The organism is Psychroserpens damuponensis, from assembly GCF_000826655.1.
In the GTDB taxonomy this organism is placed as follows: domain Bacteria; phylum Bacteroidota; class Bacteroidia; order Flavobacteriales; family Flavobacteriaceae; genus Psychroserpens; species Psychroserpens damuponensis.
The window spans coordinates 160,033-186,231 of record NZ_JXJO01000011.1; the positions used below are offsets into that span (position 1 = coordinate 160,033).

Here is a 26,199-nt window from a genome sequence, read left to right on the forward strand (position 1 = left end):
TAATTTTGAAGCTAAATATAACTGAAACTATTGTAACAGTTAAAAAAATATTAACTTACCCTCAAAATTGATTTCATAGCCCTTGACCAATAAACATTTTCAGACTATAGGAATTGGAGTTGCATTTTCTCCAAATTTAAAAGCCAACCTATATGAAGCAGCACGATTAGCCCTCTTTTTTGAGAGTAAATTGGTACTTATTCACGTGGGTGAAAAATCTGATGATAAAACCCAACAGATTTTAGATGTCATCCATCCGTTTATAAAAGATCATCTCAACTACGATCTCGTCTTCAAAACGGGTAACCCAGTGGATGTGATTTTATCTGTTTCCGAAGAAAAAAAAGTGGATTTACTCATTTTAGGAGCTCTTCAAAAGGAAAATTTTGTACAATATTATTTAGGTACCATTGCTAGAAAAATTACCAGACAAGCCAAGTGTTCTATTTTATTACTCATTAAACCATCTATAAATAGAGTGCCTTGTCAACATATTGTGGTAAACGGTCTTGATGATCCAAAGACCAAACAAACCATTGCCATAGCATATTATATGTCTCATAAATTACAGTCTAAAAAAATTACGATTGTTGAAGAAATAACTAAGCAAGAGGTTGCTGTTAGTGTAGATGATGATGAATCACTTCGGAAATCTGATATCGTCAAAGAACGTCTAAAAATGAGAGAGGATTCTCGTGTACAACGTATTATTACTGAAATTCCTGAAGCTTATAAAGCTGGAGTGCTTACAAAAACGCAATCTATTTTTGGAAAACGAGGCTATAGTATTGGTCATTATGCACAATTTGTTAGAGCCGATTTACTTGTGATGAATGCGCCTAGTAAAACGAGTTTTTGGGATCGCATTTTTCCGCATGATATCGAATACATTTTATCTGAGTTACCAACCGATGTTTTAATCATTCAATGACGCAAAAAAAAAATAACATAACACATTTTTTTAAACAATTACCTAAAAATATATTTTCAGGTTTTGTGGTAAGTCTTATAGCTTTACCTTTAGGCTTAGGACTTGCAATGGCAAGTGATGCTCCTGCAATTGCTGGTGTAATTACTGCAATTGTTGGAGGTGTAATTGTATCGATTTTAGGTGGTAGTCATGTGACAATTACAGGACCAGGAAACGGCTTAGTAGGTGTAACTTTAGTAGCTATAACGACGCTTGGATTAGAAGGTGCTTATGCTGCTATTATTTGCTCTGGTGTGTTGATTATGTTGCTTGGCTTTTTACGAATGGGTAATTTGGCCGACTTTTTTCCATCATCTGCTATTCAAGGTATGCTAGCTGCCATTGGACTTATTATACTTGGTAAGCAATTTCACATCATGTTTGGGCATAAAATTACGCGAGAAAATACTATAGATTACTTGGTTGAAATTCCTTTTACTATAAATGACGCTTTGCATTATGAAAATACTGGACTTATTTATGCAGCAGCAGCTGGACTTATAAGTTTAGCTATTATGATATTTTATCCAAAACTTAGAAATAAATATTGGCAATTAATACCTGCTCCCATGTGGATTGTAATTTTGTCTATTGGTTTTAGTTATTATTTTGAATTGTTTTTACATCAAGACAATCCAATTTCAAAAGATTATATGATTCCTGCAATTCCTTCTTTTAAAGAAATTACTACTCAATTACCAAAAATATCATTTGCAAAAATTGGAGGTTTACCATTTTGGGGCAGCGTGTTATCATTAACCCTAATTGCTAGTATAGAATCTCTTTTAAGTATTAAGGCTGTAGATAAATTGGATCCTCAAAGAAGACGATCTAACGTTAATAGAGACTTAAAAGCCCTAGGGTTAGGTACTATTGGAAGTGGTTTTGTTGGAGGTTTAAATGTTGTTACTGTAATAGCAAGAAGCTCTGTAAATGTTAATAATGGTGGTAGTAATAGGTCTGCTAATTTTTTTCACGCTCTATTTCTTGTCGTGTTTATTGTGGCTTTTAGTACACAGTTAACCCGAATTCCGTTGTCGGCACTCATGGCTATTTTGGTCTATACAGGTTATAAATTAGCATCACCAGATTTGATAAAGAAGATTTTTTCAGTAGGAAAAGAGCAGCTTATTATATTTTTTGTGACGCTTCTTACTACTTTAAAATTTGGATTAATTTTAGGGATTTCCGCAGGTGTAATCATTACTATAATCATTCATTTTGTAATTAATAAAAACGTCACATTATTTTTAAGACATTGGATAAAACCTAATGTATTAATGTTTAAAGAAGATGACGAAAAATCTAATTACTACGTAAGTGTTAAGCACTTTTGCACGTTCGCAAATTTCTATAGATTAAAGCAAAAACTCAATGCGATCTCTACAGATAATGATGTTATTGTAGATTTTTCTATGTGTGACTTTGTAGATCATACCGTTATGGAAAATCTTAATAATTATCAAAGTTCGTTTACAAAAAATGGAGGTCATTTTGATATAGTTGGTTTAGATATGCATGATTCGGATTCTAAACACCCTTTTGCTTTACGAAAAATTGCTGCTGTACCTACATTATTTGGGTACAACTTAACCAAAAGACAAGAAAACCTAGAGGCTATTGCAAAAGATTATCACCTTACTTATAGTGCAGATAAGAATAGAAACACTGGGTTTTTAGATCCTTTTCTGTTTTTTAAAACCAAGCAACCCAATTATATTTATAACGAATTAAAGAACGATAATACTAACTCCAAATTATTTGATATTGAGTTTTCTGAAGGTGAATTTATAGCAAAAGAAGTTGTGAGAACATCTATGTTACACATTAATTTAAATGACGCTATACCTATATTTTCTCTAGATAGAGAAACCTTAATGGATAAGGTTTATGCTATTGCTGGTTTTAGAGATATAAATTTTGATGACCATCCCGATTTTTCTAAACGGTTTCATTTGGTAGGCGAACATCTTGAATCTATTAAAACCTTTTTTACAAATGAATTGATTCACTTTTTTGAGTGTAACCCATATTATCATATTGAATCTAATGGCAATAGCTTGCTCATATTTAGTAAACAACGTTTGGCAAGTACTAAAGAAATTAAAGCGCTCATAGATTTTGGGAAACGACTAAAAGATGTAATTTCAAAGACTAATTAATTAGGATTAAAAGGAAAAAAATAAGGGATTATAAAGGAAGCCGATATCCAAATAATAATATTGAGTGGTGTGCCTACCTTTAAAAAATCGCTAAACTTATAATTTCCTGGCGCATAAACCATCGTATTTGTTGGATAACTCATTGGTGTCATAAAGGTAAGTGAACAGGCAAACATCACAGCTATAAGAAATGGTCTCTCGCTGATATTCATTGAATTAGATAGCATAATTACTATAGGAGCCATCAAAGCTGCAGTAGCTTTACTCGAGATTAAATTTGTAAAAATAAAAGTGACTAAATAAATGAGACTCAAAGTAATTTGAGCGTCATATTGACCTAGTGTAGATTTTATATAGTTTGCAATCAACGTTGCACCTCCAACTTTTTCTAATGCTGTACCCATTGAGAGTACTCCAGCCATCATAAAAATCACTTTCCATTCTACAGCCTTATAGGCTTCAATTGGTTTTAGTATCCCAAGTAATACCATTAATAAAGCGCCTACCATTGCACTTATTAAAATTGATGTTATATTTAATGATGCCACTAAAATAACACCTATACCAATTAATAATGCTGGTATTGCTTTTTTGTAATTGGTTTTCTTTTTCTCATATTCTGAAAGTCTTACAATAAGATTATTAGATTCTAAATTACTAATTTCCTCTTCTTGACCAAGAATTAACAACATATCACCTTCCTTGAGCTTTATGTTTGTTAATTTTTCAAAATTATTTTTTCCTCGCTGTCTTATACCAATGACTGAAGAGTTGTATTGTCTCCTAAAATTAATCTCTTTTAATGAGACTCCAGATAAACTAGAACCAAAAGGAATAATGACTTCATAGAGGTTAAAGGATTTAAATTTCTCTTCGGCATCTTTCATTCGGTTATTACCTTTAACGGTATATCCATCAATATCTAATAATTGTGATAAGGTTTCTGGAGGTAGTATAATTTTTAAAATATCACCTTTTAAAATTTTTGTGTCTAAACTAAAATTATGCTTTAAAACTCCATTTCTAAGAATTGAAAGGATATTAACCTGATAATTAGTTACTAATTGAGATGATCTTAAAACAGAGTTTACATCTTTACAGTCATCTTCTACAAAAAGCTCTGTGATGTAGGTTTTTGCTTTTTTAGTAAAATCATCATTTTCATCGCTGTTTTTGGGTAATAATAAAGGAGCTATAAAAAAAATGTAAGCAAATCCAATTAGCAACAAACAAAATGCTGCACCACTAAATTCAAACATTCCTAATTCTTCTACATTATACTTTTTTGCATAACTGCTAATTAAAATGTTTGTTGATGTCCCAATTAATGTGCAAGTTCCACCAAATAAAGCGGCAAATGAAATGGGCATTAATAGTTTACTAGGTTTAATATTTGTTTCTCTACAAACTTTCAAGGCTATAGGAAGTAATAGAGCAACTACTGCTGTATCATTTATAAATGCAGAGAAAAAACCCGAAATGCAACAAAAAACAATTAATGCAATAACATAATTGGTTTTAGCTATTTTAACAATTTTAGTACTCAAGCCGTCTAAAATTCCTGAATGAAAAACACCTCCACTCACTACAAATATACAACCCAAAGTTATGGTTGCTGGATTATTAAAACCAGAAAAGCCCTCTTCAGGACTTAAAACACCAGCAACGATAAACATTGCCATAATTAAAATTGAAGTTGTATCAATAGAAAAGTAATCTCTTACAAAAAGAAAAACTCCAAATAGTATTATAGAAAATGTAATTATCAAATCCATTTCACATAGAGTATCTTAATCTATTTAACCTAATTATTTTGTTTGCTCCTCAGATTTATAGTAGACTTTTTTTAGACTCTTTTTTAAAAGTGTGAATCTATAAATTCCTATTACAAAAAAGACACCACTAAAAATTAATGATACTAAAGCTAAATATTTAAAATTAGAGAATTCTTTGAGTTGAAAAAAAGCAATACCTCCCAAAAGTAAATACAATGATGATCTAATATACGACAGTAACGTACGCTCATTTGCTAATCGAGTTCTCTCAATAGCAAGGTAATCTCTCAAAATGACTTGTTGATCTGGTTCAAAATCACGACCAAATCTCAACAGTTTCATTTTTTTGGTTTTAGATGTTCGTTTCATGGCAAAAAGAATTTATCACATAAATTTAAATCTTTTTAATTTCAAAAGAGATAAACATGCTTTAAATATGTTAAAAATGCCTCAATAATTAATAGCAAACTCAAATAATGTTTAACGCTTTTAGTAATTTGCATCTCAATTATTTTCTCACATGAAATTATATCCTATAAATGCTGGTAATTTTAAATTAGATGGAGGTGCCATGTTTGGTGTTGTACCTAAATCTCTATGGACCAGAACCAATCCTGCCGATTCAAATAATATGATAGATATTGCAGCACGCTGTTTACTTATTGAGGATGGCGATAGACTCATTTTAATTGATACAGGAATGGGTAATAAACAAAGTGAAAAGTTTTTTGGCTATTATCATCTTTGGGGAAATGATACGATTGATAACTCTTTAAAAACACATGGTTTTCATCGTGATGATATTACCGATGTTTTTATGACGCATTTACATTTTGATCATTGTGGTGGTAGCGTACAATGGAACAAAGATAAAACCGGTTATGAAACCGCTTTTAAAAATGCACATTTTTGGAGTAATCAAAACCATTGGGATTGGGCTACAAAACCAAACAACAGAGAAAAAGCATCGTTTTTAAAAGAAAACATTTTACCAATGGAAGATAGTGGTCAGTTGAAATTCACTAACCTTCCACAGAATAATATCTTAAAAAATTCTCAATTAGGATTTGATATCTTTTTTGCAAATGGTCATACCGAAAAACAAATGATCCCAATGATTAATTACAAAGGGAAAACCATTTGTTTTATGGCAGATTTATTACCAACCGTTGGTCATTTACCTCTACCTTTTGTGATGGGCTATGACACAAGACCTTTATTAACCTTAGATGAAAAAGAACACTTTTTAAATCTAGCTGCAAATCAGGATTACTATTTGTTTTTAGAACATGATGCACACAACGAAATTATAACCGTACAACATACCGAAAAAGGCGTGCGACTTAAAGATACATTTACAACAAACGATATATTCAATTAATACAATTATGATCAAATTATTTAAACCTTTTTTATACACATTAATTCTTTCAACCGTTTTATTTGGTTGTGGAGCAACAGCAGGAGTACTGTCTACCCCTTTAGAAAACATTGACACATCTCCACTCAAAGAAGCTTCACTTACTGAAAACGAAAAACAATCATGGGCTCATTTAGATTTAGTTAAAGATACTATACCAGGAATGAGTGTTAATAAAGCCTATAGTGATATTATTAAAAACAAAAAAGGTAAAACCGTTATTGTAGCTGTAATTGATGGTGGTACAGACATAGATCATGAAGATTTAGACGACGTGCTTTGGACCAATAAAAATGAAATACCAAACAATGGCAAAGACGATGACAACAATGGCTACGTAGATGATATTCACGGTTGGAATTTTGTTGGAGATGGCTATGATGAGCAATTAGAATATGTAAGAATATTAGCTGCAGGAGATAAAACCGCACCTAGATATGCTGAAGCTGAAGCATTATACAACACTGAGTATCAAAAATACTTAGGGTATAAAACCAATAGCGAGCAAAATTTGCAATATGTAACAATGGCTGATGAGATTTTAACTAAACATTTTGGTAAAACAGATTATACAAAAGCCGAAGTACTTGCCATTAAAACAGAAAACGAACAATTAGGACAAGCTGTACAAATAGCACAATTTGTATATGCAAACGATTTAGAATCTGTAGCAAAGGCTAAAGAAGTTTTTAAGGAAGGTCTTGAGCAAGTTAATGATCGTCTTAACGTAAATTTAAACAAAGATTTAAAAGGTCGTAAAACAGGAGATGATCCTAATGATTTAAATGATAAACCAGGTTATGGAAACAACAATCCAAGACCTTCTATAAAAGACGAAAGTCATGGTACACATGTCTCTGGAATTATAGCTGCTGAGCGCAACAATAATAAAGGAATGAATGGTGTTGCAAATAACGTTCAAATTATGGCAATTCGCTCTACTCCAAATGGAGATGAATATGACAAAGATGTTGCTTTAGCCATTCGTTATGCAGCAGATAATGGCGCACAAATCATTAATGCAAGTTTTGGTAAATCATTCTCACCTCACAGTGATTGGGTACGTGATGCACTTAAATATGCTGCAGATAAAGATGTTCTTTTTGTTCACGCAGCAGGTAACGATAGCGAAAATATTGATGTAGCTCATAACTATCCAAATGATGCTGTTGGTACAGGTCCAGAGGTTTCAAATAATGTGATTACAGTTGGGTCGTTAACTTATAAATATGGCGCAACAATGGTGTCTGATTTTTCTAACTTCGGAAAAGTGAATGTCGACGTTTTTGCTCCAGGTAGTGAAATTTACTCTGCCATGCCAGAAAACGAATATGAATTTCAAGGCGGAACCTCAATGGCTGCACCAAATGTTGCTGGTGTTGCTGCATTAATTCGCTCACAATATCCAAGTTTAACTGCAGCTCAGGTTAAACAAATTTTAATGGATTCTGGATTACCAATCAAAGCAAAAGTAACCATCGGCTCAGATAAACAAGTAAAATCTCTAAGTGAAATTTCAAAATCTGGACGTATTGTAAATGCCTACAACGCATTAATATTGGCATCACAAGTGGCTAATGGAAAATAATATTTTTAATACTTCAATTGCACTCTAAGTACAAGTAAAAAGTAATAGTTATGAAACTAAAATTAAGCACACTCTTAATGTTGTGTATCACATTTTTTTCTTCGGAAATAAATGCACAAAACCCAACTATTGAGTATAAAACAAACCAGTATTGGCAACAACAAGCTGATTATACCATGGCTATTGATATGGATGTAAAAAGCTATCAATTTACTGGTAAACAAACTATTAAATACACCAATAATTCACCAGATGATTTATATCGCGTGTATTATCATTTGTACTTTAATGCATTTCAGCCAGGAAGTGAAATGGATGCACGTTTACAAAGCATTAAAGATCCAGATGGCAGGATGGTTAATAACCAAGGCACAAAAGAGAACCCAATTTATGTAAGTCGCATTTCAAAATTAAAAAACAATGAAATTGGTTATATAAACGTCTCTTCACTAAAACTTAATGGTAAAAAACTTGACTTTGAAGTTGAAGGTACTGTGATGATTGTAGATTTAGAAAAACCAATCAAAGCAGGAAAAACTGTTGAGTTTGATATGAAATTTGAAGGTCAAGTGCCAGAGCAAATTAGACGTTCAGGTAGAAATAATAAAGAAGGTGTGGCACTGTCTATGACACAATGGTACCCAAAATTGGCAGAATATGATACCGAAGGGTGGCACGCAGATCCTTACATAGGTCGCGAATTTTACGGTGTTTGGGGAAATTTTGACGTAAAAATTACCATTGATAAAGATTATATAATTGGAGGTACGGGTAATTTGCAAAATGCAGACGAGATAGGATATGGTTACATTTCCGAAGAAAAAGTAAAAAAGAAAAAAGGGAAAACCAATACGTGGCACTTTCTAGCACCTAATGTTCATGATTTTACTTGGGCTGCAGATAAAGATTATATACATGATACAATGCAAGTTCCTAATGGACCAATGCTTCACTTTTTATACAAAAAAGATTTACCTAAAGAGAACTTAGAGAATTGGAAAAAGATGCAACCTAAAACAGTGGAGTTAATGCAGTATTTTAGCACGCATATTGGAAACTATCCTTATGATCAATACTCTGTGATACAAGGTGGTGATGGTGGTATGGAATATGCCATGTCTACACTCATCACAGGAAAACGTAGTTTTGGGAGTTTGGTTGGTGTGACTGCGCATGAATTGGCACACACTTGGTTTCAATTTTTATTGGCAACAAACGAAGCTAAACATGAGTGGATGGATGAAGGCTTTACTAGTTATATTTCTGCTTTAGCCATGGCAGAGATTATGGATTATAGAAAAGATAATCCGTTGAGTGGTTCTTATCGTGGTTACATTAATTTAGCAAATTCGGGTTATGAACAACCGCTAACAACACATGCCGATCGTTATAATATTAATCGAGCATATGGATCTGCTGCTTATAGTAAAGGGGCTGTTTTTATGTCACAACTAGGTTATATTATTGGTGAGGAAAATTTGAAAACTACCATTAAAAAGTACTTTAATGATTGGGCTTTTAAACATCCTAAACCTATTGATATTGTAAGAACTGCAGAGCGTGTTTCTGGACTAGAATTAGATTGGTACCTTATTGATTTTGCACAAACTACCAATACTATAGATTATGCGGTAAAAACAGTAAATGGTAATAAAATAACACTAGAGCGAATTGGTTTAATGCCAATGCCTTTAGACTTGACAGTAACTTATATAGATGGTTCTACCGAAAATTTTTATATTCCTTTACGCATGATGCGTGGTACAAAACCAACCTCAGCAACCGTAAAAGAAGATTGGGCTTGGGCTTTTCCTACATATACATTAGAAACATCTAAAACAGTACAATCTGTACAAATTGATGCAAAAGGAGAGTTGGCAGATGTTAATAAAGACAATAATATATACCCTTTAGTTAAAGAAGATTAAAACTTAACTAGTTACAATCTAAAAGCTGCAATTTAACTATTGTAGCTTTTTTTTATTGTAATAAAAACCTAGAAATTACACAAATGTTTGATTTTTAAGTAATTTTATAACCTTTAAAATTATGACAACTATAGACGAAAAAATTACAGCGATTATTAATCATTTTCAGCTTAATAATTATGCGTTTTCAAAACGTATTGGAGTAACAGGAACTACCGTAGACAGTATTGTTAATGGCAGACCTCAAGCAGATGGTTCTCGTAAAAAAACCAAGCCTGGTTATGATGTGCTCGCTGCAATTATTGATGAGTTTGATATCAATCCTGATTATCTCTTCGGAAAAAGTACAGTTCTATTAAAATCAAATATTGTAAATACTCCAACATATTCAGGAATGCCAAAAGTAGTTACTACAACTCCAGATGGTGAAGAAAACGTAGTTTTTGTTCCTGTAAAAGCAAGAGCTGGTTATTTAGATGGATATGGTGATGCAGAATTTATTGAAACTTTACCAGCATTTTATATGCCTCAACTCACCAATGGAACGTTTAGATGTTTTGAAGTTCAAGGCAACTCCATGGTAGGCACTTTTTTTAATGGTGATATGGTTTTTGGTCGCTACATAGAAGCATTTAATGACATTAAAGATGGTCGCGTATATATCATTATCAGTAAAAATGATGGTGTGGTTTTAAAACGTGTTATTAATCGTATTGAAGACCAAGGAAAACTCATTCTAAAAAGTGATAATAAAGATGGAAATTATCCTACATTTACTATAAATAGTGAAGATATTATGGAAGTTTGGGATGTAGCCATGTATGCGTCTAAACAAATGCCAGAACCTGTTGATGTTTCTGATAGACTGCATGATTTAGAAAGTAAACTTCTAGAACTCCAACAAAAAGTATCACAAAACTCTAAAAACTAGATGTCATTTTCTTATCCTAAAAAAGAGAAGCTTAAAAGCCAAAAATTAATAGAACACCTCTTTTCCGAAGGGAAATCGGTAAGTGCCTATCCATTACGTATGGTCTATTTAAAATCTAATTTTGATGATGATACGCAATTTAAAACAGGTGTCTCTGTAAGCAAACGAAATTTTAAAAAAGCTGTTGATAGAAATCGCATCAAACGCTTGTTAAGAGAAGGCTATCGACTAAACAAAAGTGCTTATTTTAACAACATTTCATCATCATATACGTTAATGATTTTGTACATTGGTAAGGATGGAACAGATTTTGATTCTATAGATAAAAAAATGAAACAACTTTTAGAGGCCTTTGCAAAAAAAGTATCTTTAAAATAAACGCTAATAATCACATGAAAAAACTACTACAAAAACGTGTTTTAATCCCACTTTTTGCACTGACTATATTTTTTAGTGGAACCGCTTTTAAAAGCGACTTTTTCGAAATTGCCAAGCAAATAGAAATCTTTACGACACTTTTTAAAGAACTCAACATGAACTATGTTGATGATACAAATCCAGGAGATTTAATGGATACTGCAATAAAAAGTATGCTTGCAGATCTAGATCCTTATACAAACTACTACAATGAACAAGATGTAGAATCTGCTAGAATAAATAATGCAGGAGATTATACAGGTATTGGCGCCAATGTTTTAACGCTAAAAGACCGTTTAGTTATTGTTGAACCTTACAAAGATTATGCAGCAGATAAAGCGGGTTTAAAAGCAGGTGATGAAATTATTAAAGTAGATAATGTGACCGTTGCAGATTTTAAAGATGACGCAGGAAACTTATTACAAGGTGGTGCAGGAACACGTGTTGATGTTACTTATGTAAGGCAAGGTAAAACACAAAATACAACCATACAAAGAGAAGCTGTAGACATTCATGCCGTACCTCATTACTCTATGATTAATGAAAATACGGGTTATATTGTACTTCGGAAATTTAACGCCAAAACCTCAGCTGAGACTAAAAGCGCACTTCGGGATTTAAAGAATCAAGGTGCCGAAAAACTGATTTTAGACCTACGAGGAAATCCAGGTGGTTTATTAAGAGAAGCCGTAAATGTTACCAATATTTTTGTACCAAAAAACCAGTTGGTCGTTACCACAAAATCAAAAGTAGAGAAGTATAATAAAACCTATTATACAAAAAACGAACCTATGGATACAGAAATTCCGTTGGTGGTATTAATTGATGGTTCTAGCGCTTCTGCAAGTGAAATTGTATCTGGAGCTTTGCAGGATTTAGATCGTGCTGTCGTTATTGGAGCACGTAGTTTTGGAAAAGGACTTGTACAGCGTCCTAAAAAACTAACCTATGGCACACAAATGAAAATAACAATCTCTAGATATTACACACCTTCTGGTCGTTGCATCCAAGCACTTGATTATTGGAATCGTGATGAAAACGGAAAAGCCACACGTACAAAACAAGAAAATTATAACGCCTTTAAAACTAAAAAAGGAAGAACGGTTTATGATGGAGGAGGCGTACAACCAGATTTAGAATTAGAAGAAACCATATTGAGTCCCATGACCAAAGCTATCATTAATGACAACTTAATTTTTAAATATGGAACAGAATACTATTACAACAATACTGTAACAGATCTAGAGAATTTTAAATTAACTGATGCCGATTTTAAAAACTTTAAAAACTTTTTAAAAGCAAATAATTTTAATTTTGAAACGAAAACCGAAAAGGCATTTGCCGAAGCCATTGCTGTGGCAAAAGAAGAACAATTAGATGCCGAAATTGATACTAATTATTCAAACTTAATTTCGTCATTAAACACGTATAAAAATAAAGCTATTGATAATAATAAAGAGCAATTATTAGCCTTATTATCTGATGAAATTGTAAAACGATATTTCTATAGAGAAGGTCTTTATACGTATTATATTGCTCATAACTTTGAAATTCAAAAAGGTGTAGAAATACTTAAAAATCCATCTAATTATTTAGGATATTTAGATTGATATCCATTTAAAAATTTGACCAAAACATAAAATCAATTATATTTAATTTATGTTTTAACTATTAATATGAAAAAAATACTACTTATAACGCTTCTTTTATCGCAACTTTTGATGGCTCAAAAGGAGATGACTCATGAAGTCTATTTTGAAACCGATAAATTTGAAGTACCTCCAACTGAGCATAATAGGTTATTGATGTTTTTATCTCAAATTGAAGGTATGGATATTGCAAAAATTTCTATCTATGGCTTTACTGATGATAGAGGAAGTGATACCTACAACCTAAAACTATCTCAAGATCGTGCTAATTCTATAAAAACAATTTTTTCAAATAATGAGTTTGATGAATCTGTGATTACTAATGTTGATGGTAAAGGTGAAATTTTACTTAGACTTATAAAAGAAAATGATTTAAGTAAAATACGAGGTTTAAATAGAAAAGTTGAGATTATTGTATCGTCTGTATTTCCGCCTAAAACAAAAGAAGCTACAGAAATAACAAATGCTAAAAAGAGAGAAGCTACAGAGCTTTTAAAAGGCGAACTTAAAGCAGGAGATAAATTTGAACTCAATAATATATTATTTAAAACGGGATACAGTAAATTATTACCAGAATCTAAAGAAACCTTAAAAGAGCTTGCAGATATACTTGTAGAACGTAAAGATTTATATTTTACAATACAAGGGCATGTGTGCTGTACAAAAAATAGTAGAGATGCTATAGATCGTAAAACTAAAAAGCGAAATCTATCTGTGGCGAGAGCAAAATTTATTTATGATTACCTAGCAAAACAAGGTGTGAATAAACGACGTATGAAATATGTTGGTATGCGCAGAAAGTTTCCGTTAGGTGGTGAACCTAAATTAGATCGTCGTGTAGAGATTTTAATTACTTATGTTGGTCAAACCGTTAGTAGAAGTAATAATTAGGTTTTAACCATCGTAATATGAGGAATTCCATCTTCAAGGTACTCCTCTCCTACTTCATAAAACTCTAGATTATTATAAAAACGTTTTAAATACGTTTGAGCAGAAATTTTAATTTCAGTTTCATTATAATGTTCCTTTATGGCTTTAATAGAAGCTTTCATAATATCATAACCATATTTATGTTCGCGTTCTTGATCACGCACCACTACTCTACCAATACTAGCTTTCTCAAAATAATCACCTGGTTTAAATAGTCTTGTATAAGCAACAACATTATGGTTTTTAAAACCAATAACATGTAATGCTTTTTGGTCTTTACCATCAATATCTTGATACACACAATCCTGCTCTACTACAAACACTTCGCTTCTTAATTGTAGCAGGTCATATAGGTCTTGAGTTGTAAGGTCTTTAAAAGCTTTTATTTTTATATCTATCATCATCTAGAGTATCATTGTAAAGTGTATATAACGTAGTAATCTCATATTTTTATCTAGTTTTCATCTCAAGTTGGCATTGAAATTTTGAATGCAATCAATCTTGTACAATCACATTCTTATCACCATCTTTACCATATTCTGGTTGGATATTAACATGATTAATTCCGAAGTTATGAAACACCAAATCTTCTACCTCTTGCAATATAACATCAAATTGGGATAGTGTAATATCATCTTTAAAATCTATATGCGCTTCTAAATGAATTTCTTCTTCATTTAGTTGCCAAATATGTACATGATGTACATTTTTTATAGCTTTTATGTTTTGTATGGCTTCAACAATATCATTTACCTGTATGGTATTTGGAGTAAATAACATTAACACTTTAAATGAATCTCTTAATAAGTGATAACCCATTACTATCAAATATAATGCTATAGCAAAAGTTAACACACTATCTACCCAAAATAATTGGTAATACTTCATTAATAAGCCACCTATTAAAACAGCAACACTTGCCATCATATCTGTTAAAAGATGGAGATAAGCGCTTTTCATATTCATATTAGATGCACTATCCTTTTTAAGAAGAAGCACACTAAAACCGTTACCAAGTATAGCAATAAATGATAACCAAATAACTAAACTAGATTCAATATCCTGCGGATTTTGAAAACGTTTTACAGCTTCAATTATTAATAAAATTGCTACAATTATTAGAGTTGATGCGTTTATAAAAGCAGCTAAAATTTCGGCACGCTTATAACCAAATGTTTTTTGAAGAGACGCTTTTCGTTTTGATAATCTATTAGCAATATAGCTTATAATTAATGAAATTACATCACTAAAGTTATGAAGTGCATCACTTAATAATGATAAACTTCCAGAGAGTAATCCACCAATAACTTGTGCCACAGTAATACCAATGTTTAATAGAATAGAAATGATGAGATTTCTACCTTTTAAATCGCTATGATTATGAGAGTGGTTATGATTGTGAGAATGACTCATTCTGGTATCGTAATTATGTCATGTTATATAGAATTAAAGAAGTAACTTAAAAATTATTCACTAATACAAAAGAAGCTTCATTTCATGTTGCAAGACCTTATTAACAACTTAACGGAATTTTATCCACACGATTTTGATGACGTCCACCTTCAAATTGAGTGTCTAAAAAAGTATCCACAATAGCAATGGCTTGTTGTAATGCAGTATATCGTGCAGGAATACAACAAATATTGGCATTATTATGCTGTCTTGTAAGTTCAGTAATTTCTTTAATCCAACAAATTCCGGCTCTAACGTTTTGGTGTTTATTAGCCGTCATAGCAACTCCATTTGCGCTTCCGCAGATTAAAATACCAAAATCCACCTTGTTATTAGCAACATCTGTAGCCACAGGATGAACAAAATCTGGATAATCTACACTGTCATTTGTGTTTGTACCATAGTTATTAACAGTATATCCTTTAGCTTCTAAATGCGCTAAAATAGCGTGTTTATACTCAGTTCCTGCGTGGTCGTTACCTATTGAAATCGTCATTAATTTAAGATTTAAGTTAGTCTCTATAATAACAGAAACCAACAATTGTTTAAAACCTTAAAGTTAATAATTGCTAATAACAAAACCACGACAATAGTTATATACTTATTCATAAAATATAAGTTTGTTAAGGTGTTCTTTTCTTCGGAAATGTAACATGTTAACATCTATAGCTATTTATATTCATTACTTGTTAATATCTTATCTTAAGTACTGAAAACTTTTATTAGGATTATCCAGTAATTTTTACAATCACAACTATAATGTTGATAACCTAAAAAGTTAATGCTTTTTTTTGGCGAAGTTATGAGCATCCCTTTTGTAGGATACTAACATCAATTTTATAAATACTTATTAAAAGTAAGTTGTCAACATAGGTTATTAACAGCTGTTAATAGCATTCTAAATTTGATTAAAAATGAGGCTGTTATATGTAAAGTTAATGTTAACTATATATTAAGTAATTCTCATAAGTCACTTATCAAAACAAAATTTAAAAAAGTTATAGCCATTATTAACACACTATAATAACCACCATTGTTTTTTTTAAATTTTAAAAGAAAAGTGATATTATATATATATATGTTGATAACTACAATTTTTAAGTTGAGATTACAACCAATAAAGGTAATAGCTCTAAAAAGTTGATTGTAAATTAAATTAAAGAGTCATCATATTATCAAACGAGTTATTAATTTAATCGCTCTTTTTTATTAAGCTAACTATTCAATTTTTTTTAGATGAATTCAGTAATAACATTTAAGCATAACCATAGCTACTGTTTAATCTTATGACAAAAAATAAGTTAAAAAGAAACCAATTTTATACCATATTTAACTATTTAGTTGGTATAATTTAACGGTTTAGAAATACTATTAAATAATTAAAGCGTAGATTTGCATAAACTTAATAACTTCTCTCCTCCTATTATTAAGTTGATTATTAATTGTCATTGCGAGCACAGCGTGGCAATCTCTTTAATAAATGAGATTCTTCGCTTCACTTTTAATGACACACAATTAGATTACAAATTACATGAGTAGAAAGAAACACAGGAAACCTTCAAATAATAAGATTTCCAACCTAACAAATACAATTCTAAGTATTTTAAAAAAAGATAGAAATTCAACTTTTAACTATAAACAAATTGCTTCTAAAATTGGCGTTAATGATGCTAGTAGTAGAAACCAAATTATAAAAAAACTACAACAACTCAAAGCAAAACAAGAGATTGAAGAAGTAGATCGTGGTAAATTTAAAGCCATTGTTAATACCGAATATCATATTGGTCGAGTCGATATGGCATCTAGAGGATCTGGCTATATTATTAGTGACGATTTTGAAGACGATGTGTACATTGCTTCTAACAATATGAACAAAGCCCTTCATGGAGATGAAGTAGAATTTTATGCCTACAAGCGTAGAAAACGTGGTAAAATAGAAGGTGAAGTCACCAGTATTATTAAACGCGCAAAAAGTGAATATGTAGGTGTTATTCAAATACATAAAAACTATGCATTTGTTGTTGTTGATGGTAATAAAATGCATACCGATATTTTTGTACCAATTAACAAAATTAACAAAGCCGAAGAAGGTGATAAAGTATTAGTATCTCTAGAAGATTGGCCAGAAAAAGCCGATTCTCCTTCAGGAAAAGTCTTGAAAGTTCTAGGAAAACCAGGAGAACATAATACCGAAATTCACGCTATTCTTGCAGAATATGGTTTACCATTAGAATTTCCGCATGACGTAGAAGAATTTGCTAATCAAATAGATTTAGAAATAAAACCTGAAGAAATTGCTAAGCGTCGTGATATGCGTAAAGATTTAACCTTTACCATAGATCCTAAAGATGCTAAAGACTTTGATGATGCGTTATCATTTAAAGTCTTAGATGATGGCTTGTTTGAAATAGGAATTCATATTGCAGATGTTTCACATTATTTACAAGAAGGAACCGTTTTAGATGACGAAGCTTATGAGCGCGCAACATCGGTTTATTTAGTAGATAGAGTAGTACCAATGCTTCCAGAAGTTTTATCAAATGGAGCTTGTTCATTACGACCACATGAAGAGAAATACACTTTTTCTGCTGTGTTTAAAATGAATGCTAAAGCCGAAATTAAAGACCAATGGTTTGGTAGAACAGTCACCTATTCTGACGCGCGTTTTGCTTATGAAGAAGCACAAGTTATTATCGAAAATAATATAGCTCTTAAAGGTACAGACGTACTTAATAATCCTAATAAAATTGATCTTACAATCCCAAAAGAGGTTTCGCTTACAGGAAAGGAATACAAAACCTCTCAAGCAGTAGCTCAAGCCACTTTAAAGTTAGATGAATTGGCAAAAATTATGCGTCGTAAACGTATGAGCTCTGGAGCAATTTCTTTTGATAAGGTTGAAGTAAAATTTAATCTAGATGAAGAGGCAAATCCAGTAGGTATTCACTTTAAAACCAGTAAAGATGCCAATAAACTTATTGAAGAGTTTATGCTTTTAGCAAATAGAAAAGTAGGTGAATTTATAGGTAAGCAAAAGAAAACATTTATTTATCGTATACATGATGAACCAGATGATAGTAAACTTGCTGCTTTACAAAATGTTGTAGGTCGATTTGGATATAAATTAAATTTTAAAGACCGTAAAAGTGTATCGTCTTCATTAAATAATTTATTGAAAGATGTCAACGGTAAAAAAGAACAAAACTTAGTAGATACCTTAACCATTCGTACCATGAGTAAGGCCGAATATTCTACGCATAATATTGGTCATTACGGTTTAGCGTTTGACTATTACAGCCACTTTACCTCACCAATTCGTCGTTATCCAGATGTCATGGCACATCGTCTATTACAGCATTATTTGGATGGCGGACAATCTGTAAGTCAAGAGGCTTATGAAGATAAGTGTAACCACTCTAGTAACATGGAATATCTCGCTACAAAAGCCGAAAGAGATTCGATCAAATACATGCAAATTCGTTTTATGGAAGATCATAAAAATGAAAACTTTGTTGGTGTTATTTCTGGTGTGACCGATTGGGGAATTTACATAGAAATCATTGAGAATAAATGTGAAGGTATGGTAAGCGTTCGCGATATGAAAGACGATCATTATCAATTTGATGAAGACCATTATGCACTTATAGGTAAAAATTCAAAAACCATGTATCAACTTGGTGATGAAGTTGTTGTAAAAGTTAAAAATACAGATTTAGTTAAAAAACATCTAGATTTTACCTTAATTGGTAAACACGAAGAGCACTAAATTTTCTGACTTCGGAAATATAAAACATCACAATAATTGTGCTATTACATTAGATATATATAACAGAATATTTAATTTAGTAGCACTTCTTTTTTGGTTGTAACATTTCCGAAGAAAATAATACCAATTAAAAAATATAACATATGGTTTTAACAACAACAAATTCTATTGAAGGCTTTAAAATTTTAGATTATAAAGGCATTGTAACAGGAGTTGCCATCAACGAAGAGAAATTAGCCATGGGTTTTAGTATGTCAAAGTACCATAAAGCCATCCAAAATAGTATTGATATCACAAAAGAAACTGCTTTTAAAAGCTTAACTGATAATGCCGTGAAATTAGGAGCTAATGCTATTGTTGGTATTAAAGTAGAAATTGAATTGTTAGCAAGTAATTACGCAATAGTTTCGGTTACAGGAACTGCTGTATCTGTAGCTTAAAATTATGAAAACACAAACAAAAGTGTATCTCATAAGGTTTTTTATTGCCGTAGTTATTTATGTATTAACACTTGTTATATTGAGACTAATTTTCAAGGTTACTAACCTTAGTATTACTATTATTATTATTATTATTATTATTGGTGTTATTTTAACTGTATTATTATTATTATCTCCCAAACAGCATATTATACAAAAACAATTTGGGAAATAATTACTATTAAAATGGAGATTTTTTAAAAAAGGATACCTATTTAAATCAAAACTGTAACATTTCATCTTCTGTCTCATCTTTATTACAAATACAAACGTAAATACATTAAAATACATTTAAGATGAAAACATATTTTACTATCGCATTACTCGTTATTACATCGCTTTTAACAGCTCAAAATCCTAAAGAAAAAGGAGTAGGTGACTTTAATGAAGTTAAAGTCTTTGATTTAATAGTGGTAAACCTTATAAAATCTAACGAAGCAAAAGTTGAAATTACAGGAGACGATATAGATGATGTTGAAGTGATCAATAAAAACGGAAAATTAAAAATTCGTATGAAATTTGATAAAACCTTTAATGGGCAACGCACATTTGTTTCGGTTTACTATACAACACTAGATATAATTGATGGTAACGAAGGTGCTTTTATTACAGCAAATGAGTTAATTGAACAAAATAGTATAGAACTTCGTGCTCAAGAAGGTGCACATTTAGTAGTGGGTCTCGATGTTAAAAAGGTAGAAATAAGAGCTGTTACTGGCGGAATTATAGAAACGAGAGGTAAAGCAAACTCTCAAGATATTACACTCAACACAGGAGGTATTTATGAAGGTAAAGCCTTTGAAACTAAAAATACAACTGTAAAAATAAAAGCAGCTGGAGAAGCAGATGTCAATGCTTCAAAAATGGTAGATGCTAGAGTAACAGCAGGAGGAGATGTTATTATTTATGGTAACCCTTCTAACATTAAAGAAAAAACGACCTTTGGTGGTAGTATTAGTCGTGCCAACTAAACTATCATTCTAACATAGTGAGTAGTACGATACTTTTTTCTTAGCTTTGTAGTAAAGCTATTTCATAACTATGTTTGACGATATTTTAGCGGCTATTCCCTTTGGGATTATACTAGCATTCACTATTGGTCCAGTATTTTTTGTACTGCTCGAAACTAGTGCTACTAAAGGATTTAAAAGCGCACTAATTTTTGATTTTGGTGTGATATTAGCAGATATCGTTTTTATACTTCTTGCCTTTTACAGTACCAACAAACTCGTAGATAAAATAAAGGACGATCCTAATTTTATTGTGTTTGGTGGTATTTTATTAGTCACTTATGGTGTTATTTCTTTTATGAAAACATCTAAATCTTTTAGATCTATAGTTAGAGAATATCATAAAGTTGAGATTGAGAAAAATGTCTTCGGAAAACTCTTTATTAAAGGCTTTCTTCTCAATTTTATTAACATTGGTGTCTTAATAGGTTGGTTAGGTTTTATAGTTATAGGAAGCACCATCACAGAATCTGAATATGGCGTAGAAGTTTTTATAACCACAATGTTAACCGTTTATTTTCTAACCGATTTACTTAAAATTGCCGCTGCAAAACGCTTAAGAAGTAAACTCACACCACGACTCATTTTTAAAACCAAAAAAATTGTGGCTTTAGCTATTTTAGGCTTTGGTATATTATTATTGGTTCAAGGCTTTTTTCCGAAGGGAAAAGAACGACTTCAAGAAGAAATAGAACATCGTTTATAAATGAACCACACTATGGCAAAAACCGAATATCGTATTTATGTTATAGAACTTTCAAAACGTGTTTATACTGAAAATAGAAAATTTAGAGAAGCCAATCCGCAGTTTAATGGTGTTTTAGAATGTCTCTATGTTGGCATGACTAGTAAAACACCTAAAGAACGTTTTCTACAACACAAAACAGGTCATCGTAATAAAAAAGGGTATAAAATATCGGCAAACATCGTTGAAAAATATGGATCTTATCTAAGACCAAGTTTGTACAATCACATTGATCCTATATCTACCAGAGCAGAAGCACTTAAAATGGAAGAAACCTTAGCCTTAGAGTTGAGGAGACAGCGTTATGCGGTTTGGTTTAATTGATAAAGTCTTACGAATGCATAAATTTCGTACTAAAAATCATCAAATTTAATTGTTACCTCGCATTCCAAGGTTTACCAAAATCGTAATATATTTTGATAAAAGTAGCTCGCGCTACTAGTTTTCTGTGTAGATTTCTCTAAAATGTGAATTATTAGTTTCGAGCTGCTAAGCTCAAATTAATTTTTTTTTAAATTTAGCACATAAAAAAACCTCAACAATTGTTGAGGTTTTTTTGAGGTGTCGAGCGGATTCGAACCGCTGTAGATGGTGTTGCAGACCACTGCCTAGCCACTCGGCCACGACACCCTTTATAATTTTAAAAGGTTTTCACTATTTCTAGCGAGAAAGCAAATTTATAAAAATTTAGCATTAAACCTCAGGTTTAATAACAAAAACACTTACTTTTTTCGTCTTTCGGTCATTTTAATGGTTACACGATCAACATCACCACCAATTGGCGGATTTAATTTACTAACACTCACAGTCGCTTTTTTTACGAGTTTTTCTTCGGAAAAAATACGTGTCAATATACGTTTGGCAACCGTTTCTAAAAGTTTAGAAGGTTGTTGCATTTCTTCTTTTACAATTTTGTTAAGTAATACATAATCAACAGTATCACTTAATTCATCGGTTTTAGCAGAGGTTTTTAAATCTGCTTTAACTTCGATATCTACGCGATAATTGCTACCAATTTTAGTTTCCTCTTTTAAGCAACCATGATGTGCAAAAACGCGTATATTTTCAACTTTTATTATTCCCAAAACGTTCTATTTTAAAACAAATATATGACGCAAATATTTAATAACTTTGCTTCATATTTTATTACTATGTCTGAAGAAACAAAATCGCTCAATTTTATTGAGCATATCATAGAAGAAGATTTAAAAAATGGGTTGTCAAAAGATAAACTCCGTTTTCGTTTTCCACCAGAACCAAATGGGTATTTGCACATTGGTCACACTAAAGCCATTGGCATTAGTTTTGGTTTAGGAGAAACTTATAATGCACCTGTAAATCTTCGATTTGATGATACTAATCCTGCAAAAGAAGAACAAGAATATGTCGATGCTATCAAACGAGATATTGAATGGTTAGGTTATAAATGGGCCAATGAATTATATTCTTCAGATTATTTTCAAACACTTTATGATTGGGCAGAACAACTCATCAAAGATGGTAAAGCGTATGTAGATTCTCAGTCTAGTGAAGCTATGGCAGAGCAAAAAGGAACGCCAACGCAACCAGGAGTTGATGGCCCTTTTAGAAATAGAAGCGTGGAAGAGAATTTAGACCTTTTCCGAAGAATGAAAGCTGGAGAATTTGATGAAGGTTCACATATTTTAAGAGCTAAAATAGATATGCAGCATCCTAATATGCTCATGAGAGATCCCATTATGTATCGTGTGTTGAAAAAACATCATCATAGAACAGCTAATGATTGGTGCATTTACCCAATGTATGATTGGACGCATGGTGAAAGCGATTATATAGAGCAAATATCACATAGTTTATGCTCGTTAGAATTTAAGCCTCATAGAGAGCTTTATGATTGGTTTAAGGAGCATGTGTATGGTTATGCCTCAAATGAGTTGCCTATGCAGCCAAAACAACGCGAATTTGCACGTTTAAACTTGAGTTATACCATTATGAGTAAGCGTAAATTACTCAAATTGGTTCAAGATGGTGTGGTGTCTGGATGGGATGATCCTAGAATGCCTACAATTTCTGGTTTAAGACGTCGTGGTTATACTCCAAATTCTATCAAAACATTTATAGATAAAGTTGGTGTTGCCAAACGTGAAAATGTAATTGATGTATCGCTTTTAGAATTCTGTATACGTGAAGATTTAAATTATACAGCACCTCGAGTGATGGTCGTTTTAGATCCTGTTAAAGTTGTTATTACTAATTATCCAGACGATAACGTAGAATGGTTAGAAGCAGAAAATAACCAAGAAGATGATAGTGCAGGATTTAGAAAGGTACCTTTTTCTAAAGAGATTTATATTGAAAGAGCCGATTTTAAAGAAGAGGCGAGTAGTAAATTTTTTAGATTGAAGCTAGGAGGTGAGGTGCGTTTAAAAAATGCTTACATTATAAAAGCAGAAAGCGTAGTAAAAGATGCAAATGGTACGGTTACAGAAATTCATTGTACATACTCTAAAGATACCGAAAAGAAAGTAAAAGGTACCTTACATTGGGTGTCTATACAACATGCTGTAAAAGCTGAGGTTAGAGAATATGACAGGTTGTTCATGGATGAAGCTCCAGATAGTCATCAAGACAAAGATTTTATGGAGTTTATAAATCCAAACTCACTTAAAACTATAGAGGCGTTTGTTGAACCTAGTTTGGTAGAAGCTAGTATTGGTGATCGATTTCAGTTTCAACGTTTAGGATATTTTAATGTTGATGACGATTCTAAACCAGAGCAGTTAGTATTTAATAAAATTGTAGGTTTAAGAGACTCTTGGGCTAAGCAAAAACCGCAACAGCAACAAGATAATAAACCAAAGCCACAACACAATAATCGTCCTGCAATAGAACAAATAAAATCATACGGTAAAAAGTATGATAGAATGAAAGACGATCAAAGAGAAAAGGCTAAAGCAGAAATACAAGAATTAGCAAAACAAGTCACTTATGAAGATCTAGAACCTCTTTTTGGCACGTCTGTAAAAAAAGCAGGAACACGAATTATAACAATGATTAGTTTAGGCGTTTTATTGAACAACGGATTAGAAAAAAATGAAGCAATTAATGCATTTATAGCCAAAGCAAAAGAAGATAAAAACCAATTATTAGTAGCTGAGGCTAACGCTATTTAATGACTATTAACAAACTCGAAAACCTCTAAGCATCACCCTTAGAGGTTTTTTTGTACATTTAACACACTAACTTTTATTAATTTATTATGGAATTTAATTATTTGGCAATTCTTGTAGCTGCTATTATACCTGTTGTTTTAGGATTTATTTGGTATAACCCAAAAATATTTGGTATTGCATGGATGCGTGCAGCAGAAATGACAGAAGCCAAAATGAGAGGTGGAAATATGGCAGTTATTTTTGGAGTATCACTACTATTATCTTTACTATTAGCCTTTTTTACAAACTTTTTAGTGATTCATGAATTAGGCGTTTATGGGTTAACCGAAGGCAACCTTGATGGAGCGACCACACAGGCTTTTTTAGAAGAATTTGAAGGCACCTGGAGAACCTTTAAACATGGTGCGCTTCATGGTGCAATCGCTGGAATAATGCTAGTATTGCCAATAATTGGTATTAACGCGTTGTTTGAAAGAAAAAGTGGAAAATATATTTTAATAAATGCTGGATATTGGATTGTTTGCTTAACAATTATGGGAAGTATAATTTCTGGTTGGACAGCATAATTTTAACTTAATTAGAGGCTGAGAATTGTAATTTTCAACCTCTATTTTTTTTTATTGATACATTACAAACTATACAATTGTGTAAACGATCTACCTGATTCTTGGGACGCACTTCCTGTAAACGATATTTTCTTAAAAACGTCTTTTTTAAAAGCGCTAGAGCATTCAAGTCCGAGTAATATTTCTACTTATTTTCTTGGTGTTTTTTCTGCTGAAATTTTAGTTGGTATTGCCATTATTCAACGTGTTGAATTATATGTTAATGATGTGTTTAGAGAAACATCTAATCCCTTTTTTAAGCGCTGCGGAAAAGTGCTCATCACCAAAATTGTTAAGGGTAATGCACTAATTGTCGGTAATTTAATGCATACGGGTCAGCATGGTATTTATCATAATTCAAAACACCTTTCTCAAGACGCATTTTTAGATACAATTTCAAAAGGCTTAAACACTTTAGCTCAACAAATTAAAACCACTCACAATAAAAAAGTACGCATTATTGCTTATAAAGATTACTTTAATGATGATGCGATACATTCTAGTGAGGCCTATTTCCGAAGTGAAAATTTATATAAAGCACAAGTACAACCCAATATGATTTTTGAGGTTAGAAGTGATTGGAATTCACCTGAAGATTACATTGCTGCTTTTAATAAAAAATATAGAAGTCGTTATAAAACTGCATTAAAAAAAAGTAATATAATACAGCGTAAAGAACTATCTCTTGAGAATGTTAGTGCCTTTAGTAATCAGTTATACGATTTGTATGAAAATGTATCTGATAACGCAGGAGTAAACTCGTTTAAGCTTCATAAAGACCATTTTTATAACTTAAAATTGGAACTTAAAAACGATTTTAAAGTATTTGGATATTTTATTAACAATGAACTTGTAGGGTTTTATACCTTGATTTTAAATGATAACAGATTAGAAACTTATTTTTTAGGCTATCAACAAAAGCTACAACGTGAACATCAACTATATCTCAATATGTTATTTGATATGGCTTCATTTGGTATTGACAATCATTTTAAACATGTCATTTTTGCGAGAACAGCGATGGAGATTAAAAGTTCAGTAGGAGCCAAGCCTTTTGGCATGCATATTTATGTAAAGCACACCAATAATATCATAGCTAATACCGTTTTAAAATTGGTGGTTAAATATGCTAATCCTATTAGAGAATGGGATGAACGTCATCCTTTTAAAGTGTGAAAGTCTCGTTAAACACGCTTTATAATTTCATATTATGCATGAAA

The 26,199-nt window shown here is 31.7% G+C and carries 24 protein-coding genes and 1 tRNA gene; 18 read left to right on the forward strand and 7 right to left on the reverse strand.

Annotated features, from left to right (window positions below; translation table 11 throughout):
* The first annotated feature begins 82 nt into the window (after positions 1–82).
* Together TD29_RS05945 and TD29_RS05950 are read left to right on the forward strand one after the other, a co-directional pair.
* On the forward strand, positions 83–931 hold the full coding sequence (locus TD29_RS05945) for a universal stress protein (protein ID WP_040279564.1): 849 nt from the start codon (positions 83–85) through the stop codon (positions 929–931).
* Positions 928–3,132 (forward strand): SulP family inorganic anion transporter, encoded by a 2,205-nt coding sequence (locus tag TD29_RS05950; protein WP_052466990.1) that lies wholly within the window; start codon positions 928–930, stop codon positions 3,130–3,132. Before TD29_RS05945 ends, TD29_RS05950 begins: the two co-directional genes overlap by 4 nt.
* Here the strand turns inward: TD29_RS05950 and TD29_RS05955 are convergent.
* Positions 3,129–4,907 carry an SLC13 family permease gene (locus TD29_RS05955; RefSeq protein ID WP_040279565.1) on the reverse strand — a complete coding sequence of 593 codons (1,779 nt, stop codon included), beginning with the start codon at positions 4,905–4,907 and terminating at the stop codon, positions 3,129–3,131. The genes TD29_RS05950 and TD29_RS05955 overlap by 4 nt on opposite strands.
* A 33-nt stretch (positions 4,908–4,940) precedes the next feature.
* The gene (locus TD29_RS05960; RefSeq protein ID WP_241485229.1) at positions 4,941–5,276 is read right to left on the reverse strand and encodes a DUF202 domain-containing protein; all 336 of its coding nucleotides are present in this window, start codon (positions 5,274–5,276) and stop codon (positions 4,941–4,943) included.
* A gap of 151 nt (positions 5,277–5,427) precedes the next feature.
* Between TD29_RS05960 and TD29_RS05965 the strand changes: the two genes are divergently transcribed.
* The 7 genes from TD29_RS05965 (at position 5,428) to TD29_RS05995 (ending at position 13,731) form a co-directional block, all read left to right on the forward strand.
* Positions 5,428–6,288, forward strand: coding sequence for an MBL fold metallo-hydrolase (locus TD29_RS05965; protein WP_040279566.1), 861 nt, complete (start codon positions 5,428–5,430; stop codon positions 6,286–6,288).
* 7 nt (positions 6,289–6,295) lie between these two features.
* Entirely contained in the window at positions 6,296–7,915 is a 1,620-nt protein-coding gene (locus tag TD29_RS05970) for a S8 family peptidase (protein ID WP_040279567.1), read from the forward strand.
* Between the two features lie 50 nt (positions 7,916–7,965).
* Entirely contained in the window at positions 7,966–9,843 is a 1,878-nt protein-coding gene (locus TD29_RS05975) for a M1 family metallopeptidase (protein ID WP_040279568.1), read from the forward strand.
* Between the two features lie 121 nt (positions 9,844–9,964).
* Positions 9,965–10,774, forward strand: coding sequence for a S24 family peptidase (locus tag TD29_RS05980; protein ID WP_040279569.1), 810 nt, complete (start codon positions 9,965–9,967; stop codon positions 10,772–10,774).
* The gene (gene rnpA, locus TD29_RS05985) at positions 10,775–11,152 is read left to right on the forward strand and encodes a ribonuclease P protein component (protein ID WP_040279570.1); all 378 of its coding nucleotides are present in this window, start codon (positions 10,775–10,777) and stop codon (positions 11,150–11,152) included.
* Between the two features lie 14 nt (positions 11,153–11,166).
* Positions 11,167–12,801 carry a S41 family peptidase gene (locus TD29_RS05990; protein ID WP_040279571.1) on the forward strand — a complete coding sequence of 545 codons (1,635 nt, stop codon included), beginning with the start codon at positions 11,167–11,169 and terminating at the stop codon, positions 12,799–12,801.
* A 66-nt stretch (positions 12,802–12,867) separates the two neighbouring features.
* Positions 12,868–13,731 carry an OmpA family protein gene (locus TD29_RS05995; protein WP_040279572.1) on the forward strand — a complete coding sequence of 288 codons (864 nt, stop codon included), beginning with the start codon at positions 12,868–12,870 and terminating at the stop codon, positions 13,729–13,731.
* Here the strand turns inward: TD29_RS05995 and TD29_RS06000 are convergent.
* The 3 genes from TD29_RS06000 to rpiB form a co-directional block, all read right to left on the reverse strand.
* A complete protein-coding gene (locus TD29_RS06000; RefSeq protein ID WP_040279573.1) occupies positions 13,728–14,171 on the reverse strand; it encodes a GNAT family N-acetyltransferase in 444 nt (147 codons plus the stop codon). The two genes, TD29_RS05995 and TD29_RS06000, sit on opposite strands and share 4 nt — an antisense overlap.
* 94 nt (positions 14,172–14,265) lie before the next feature.
* The gene (locus tag TD29_RS06005) at positions 14,266–15,183 is read right to left on the reverse strand and encodes a cation diffusion facilitator family transporter (protein WP_040279574.1); all 918 of its coding nucleotides are present in this window, start codon (positions 15,181–15,183) and stop codon (positions 14,266–14,268) included.
* A 100-nt stretch (positions 15,184–15,283) separates the two neighbouring features.
* Positions 15,284–15,718: a ribose 5-phosphate isomerase B gene (gene rpiB / locus TD29_RS06010; RefSeq protein WP_040279575.1), complete on the reverse strand. Its 435-nt coding sequence runs from the start codon at positions 15,716–15,718 to the stop codon at positions 15,284–15,286.
* A 1,035-nt stretch (positions 15,719–16,753) separates the two neighbouring features.
* Here rpiB and TD29_RS06015 point away from each other — a divergent pair.
* From TD29_RS06015 to TD29_RS06040, 6 genes are all read left to right on the forward strand, one after another.
* Positions 16,754–18,988: a ribonuclease R family protein gene (locus tag TD29_RS06015; RefSeq protein WP_040279576.1), complete on the forward strand. Its 2,235-nt coding sequence runs from the start codon at positions 16,754–16,756 to the stop codon at positions 18,986–18,988.
* Between the two features lie 143 nt (positions 18,989–19,131).
* Positions 19,132–19,428: a heavy metal-binding domain-containing protein gene (locus tag TD29_RS06020; RefSeq protein ID WP_040279577.1), complete on the forward strand. Its 297-nt coding sequence runs from the start codon at positions 19,132–19,134 to the stop codon at positions 19,426–19,428.
* Positions 19,429–19,432: 4 nt separating this feature from the next.
* Positions 19,433–19,642: a hypothetical protein gene (locus TD29_RS06025; RefSeq protein ID WP_040279578.1), complete on the forward strand. Its 210-nt coding sequence runs from the start codon at positions 19,433–19,435 to the stop codon at positions 19,640–19,642.
* Positions 19,643–19,763: 121 nt separating this feature from the next.
* Positions 19,764–20,438, forward strand: coding sequence for a head GIN domain-containing protein (locus TD29_RS06030; protein ID WP_040279579.1), 675 nt, complete (start codon positions 19,764–19,766; stop codon positions 20,436–20,438).
* Positions 20,439–20,508: 70 nt separating this feature from the next.
* Positions 20,509–21,183 carry a LysE family translocator gene (locus TD29_RS06035; protein ID WP_040279580.1) on the forward strand — a complete coding sequence of 225 codons (675 nt, stop codon included), beginning with the start codon at positions 20,509–20,511 and terminating at the stop codon, positions 21,181–21,183.
* Positions 21,184–21,195: 12 nt separating this feature from the next.
* A complete protein-coding gene (locus tag TD29_RS06040; RefSeq protein ID WP_040279691.1) occupies positions 21,196–21,546 on the forward strand; it encodes a hypothetical protein in 351 nt (116 codons plus the stop codon).
* A 235-nt stretch (positions 21,547–21,781) separates the two neighbouring features.
* Here TD29_RS06040 and TD29_RS06045 read toward each other — a convergent pair.
* Both TD29_RS06045 and folB read right to left on the reverse strand, forming a co-directional pair.
* Positions 21,782–21,852, reverse strand: a tRNA-Cys gene (locus TD29_RS06045).
* Between the two features lie 92 nt (positions 21,853–21,944).
* Positions 21,945–22,307, reverse strand: a complete 363-nt coding sequence (gene folB, locus TD29_RS06050) for a dihydroneopterin aldolase (RefSeq protein WP_040279581.1) — start codon at positions 22,305–22,307, stop codon at positions 21,945–21,947.
* Between the two features lie 66 nt (positions 22,308–22,373).
* Here folB and TD29_RS06055 point away from each other — a divergent pair, with 66 nt between their 5' ends.
* The 3 genes from TD29_RS06055 (at position 22,374) to TD29_RS06065 (ending at position 26,155) form a co-directional block, all read left to right on the forward strand.
* Entirely contained in the window at positions 22,374–24,374 is a 2,001-nt protein-coding gene (locus TD29_RS06055) for a glutamine--tRNA ligase/YqeY domain fusion protein (protein ID WP_040279582.1), read from the forward strand.
* An 86-nt stretch (positions 24,375–24,460) separates the two neighbouring features.
* Positions 24,461–24,940 (forward strand): DUF1761 domain-containing protein, encoded by a 480-nt coding sequence (locus tag TD29_RS06060; protein WP_040279583.1) that lies wholly within the window; start codon positions 24,461–24,463, stop codon positions 24,938–24,940.
* A 54-nt stretch (positions 24,941–24,994) separates the two neighbouring features.
* The gene (locus tag TD29_RS06065; protein WP_040279584.1) at positions 24,995–26,155 is read left to right on the forward strand and encodes a hypothetical protein; all 1,161 of its coding nucleotides are present in this window, start codon (positions 24,995–24,997) and stop codon (positions 26,153–26,155) included.
* Positions 26,156–26,199: the final 44 nt, after the last annotated feature.

What these genes read in the sequence shown, in the direction of transcription:
- TD29_RS06025 (WP_040279578.1), top strand. Translation starts at nt 19,433, where the DNA reads ATGAAAACACAAACAAAAGTGTATCTCATAAGGTTTTTTATTGCCGTA.
- TD29_RS06015 (WP_040279576.1), top strand. Translation starts at nt 16,754, where the DNA reads ATGAGTAGAAAGAAACACAGGAAACCTTCAAATAATAAGATTTCCAAC.
- TD29_RS06035 (WP_040279580.1), top strand. Translation starts at nt 20,509, where the DNA reads ATGTTTGACGATATTTTAGCGGCTATTCCCTTTGGGATTATACTAGCA.
- TD29_RS06040 (WP_040279691.1), top strand. Translation starts at nt 21,196, where the DNA reads ATGGCAAAAACCGAATATCGTATTTATGTTATAGAACTTTCAAAACGT.
- TD29_RS06060 (WP_040279583.1), top strand. Translation starts at nt 24,461, where the DNA reads ATGGAATTTAATTATTTGGCAATTCTTGTAGCTGCTATTATACCTGTT.
- TD29_RS05990 (WP_040279571.1), top strand. Translation starts at nt 11,167, where the DNA reads ATGAAAAAACTACTACAAAAACGTGTTTTAATCCCACTTTTTGCACTG.
- TD29_RS06030 (WP_040279579.1), top strand. Translation starts at nt 19,764, where the DNA reads ATGAAAACATATTTTACTATCGCATTACTCGTTATTACATCGCTTTTA.
- rnpA (WP_040279570.1), top strand. Translation starts at nt 10,775, where the DNA reads ATGTCATTTTCTTATCCTAAAAAAGAGAAGCTTAAAAGCCAAAAATTA.
- TD29_RS05955 (WP_040279565.1), bottom strand. Translation starts at nt 4,907, where the DNA reads ATGGATTTGATAATTACATTTTCTATAATACTATTTGGAGTTTTTCTT.
- TD29_RS06055 (WP_040279582.1), top strand. Translation starts at nt 22,374, where the DNA reads ATGTCTGAAGAAACAAAATCGCTCAATTTTATTGAGCATATCATAGAA.
- TD29_RS05965 (WP_040279566.1), top strand. Translation starts at nt 5,428, where the DNA reads ATGAAATTATATCCTATAAATGCTGGTAATTTTAAATTAGATGGAGGT.
- TD29_RS05980 (WP_040279569.1), top strand. Translation starts at nt 9,965, where the DNA reads ATGACAACTATAGACGAAAAAATTACAGCGATTATTAATCATTTTCAG.
- TD29_RS05975 (WP_040279568.1), top strand. Translation starts at nt 7,966, where the DNA reads ATGAAACTAAAATTAAGCACACTCTTAATGTTGTGTATCACATTTTTT.
- TD29_RS06000 (WP_040279573.1), bottom strand. Translation starts at nt 14,171, where the DNA reads ATGATAGATATAAAAATAAAAGCTTTTAAAGACCTTACAACTCAAGAC.
- rpiB (WP_040279575.1), bottom strand. Translation starts at nt 15,718, where the DNA reads ATGACGATTTCAATAGGTAACGACCACGCAGGAACTGAGTATAAACAC.
- TD29_RS05960 (WP_241485229.1), bottom strand. Translation starts at nt 5,276, where the DNA reads ATGAAACGAACATCTAAAACCAAAAAAATGAAACTGTTGAGATTTGGT.
- TD29_RS05970 (WP_040279567.1), top strand. Translation starts at nt 6,296, where the DNA reads ATGATCAAATTATTTAAACCTTTTTTATACACATTAATTCTTTCAACC.
- TD29_RS06020 (WP_040279577.1), top strand. Translation starts at nt 19,132, where the DNA reads ATGGTTTTAACAACAACAAATTCTATTGAAGGCTTTAAAATTTTAGAT.
- TD29_RS05995 (WP_040279572.1), top strand. Translation starts at nt 12,868, where the DNA reads ATGAAAAAAATACTACTTATAACGCTTCTTTTATCGCAACTTTTGATG.
- TD29_RS06005 (WP_040279574.1), bottom strand. Translation starts at nt 15,183, where the DNA reads ATGAGTCATTCTCACAATCATAACCACTCTCATAATCATAGCGATTTA.
- TD29_RS05950 (WP_052466990.1), top strand. Translation starts at nt 928, where the DNA reads ATGACGCAAAAAAAAAATAACATAACACATTTTTTTAAACAATTACCT.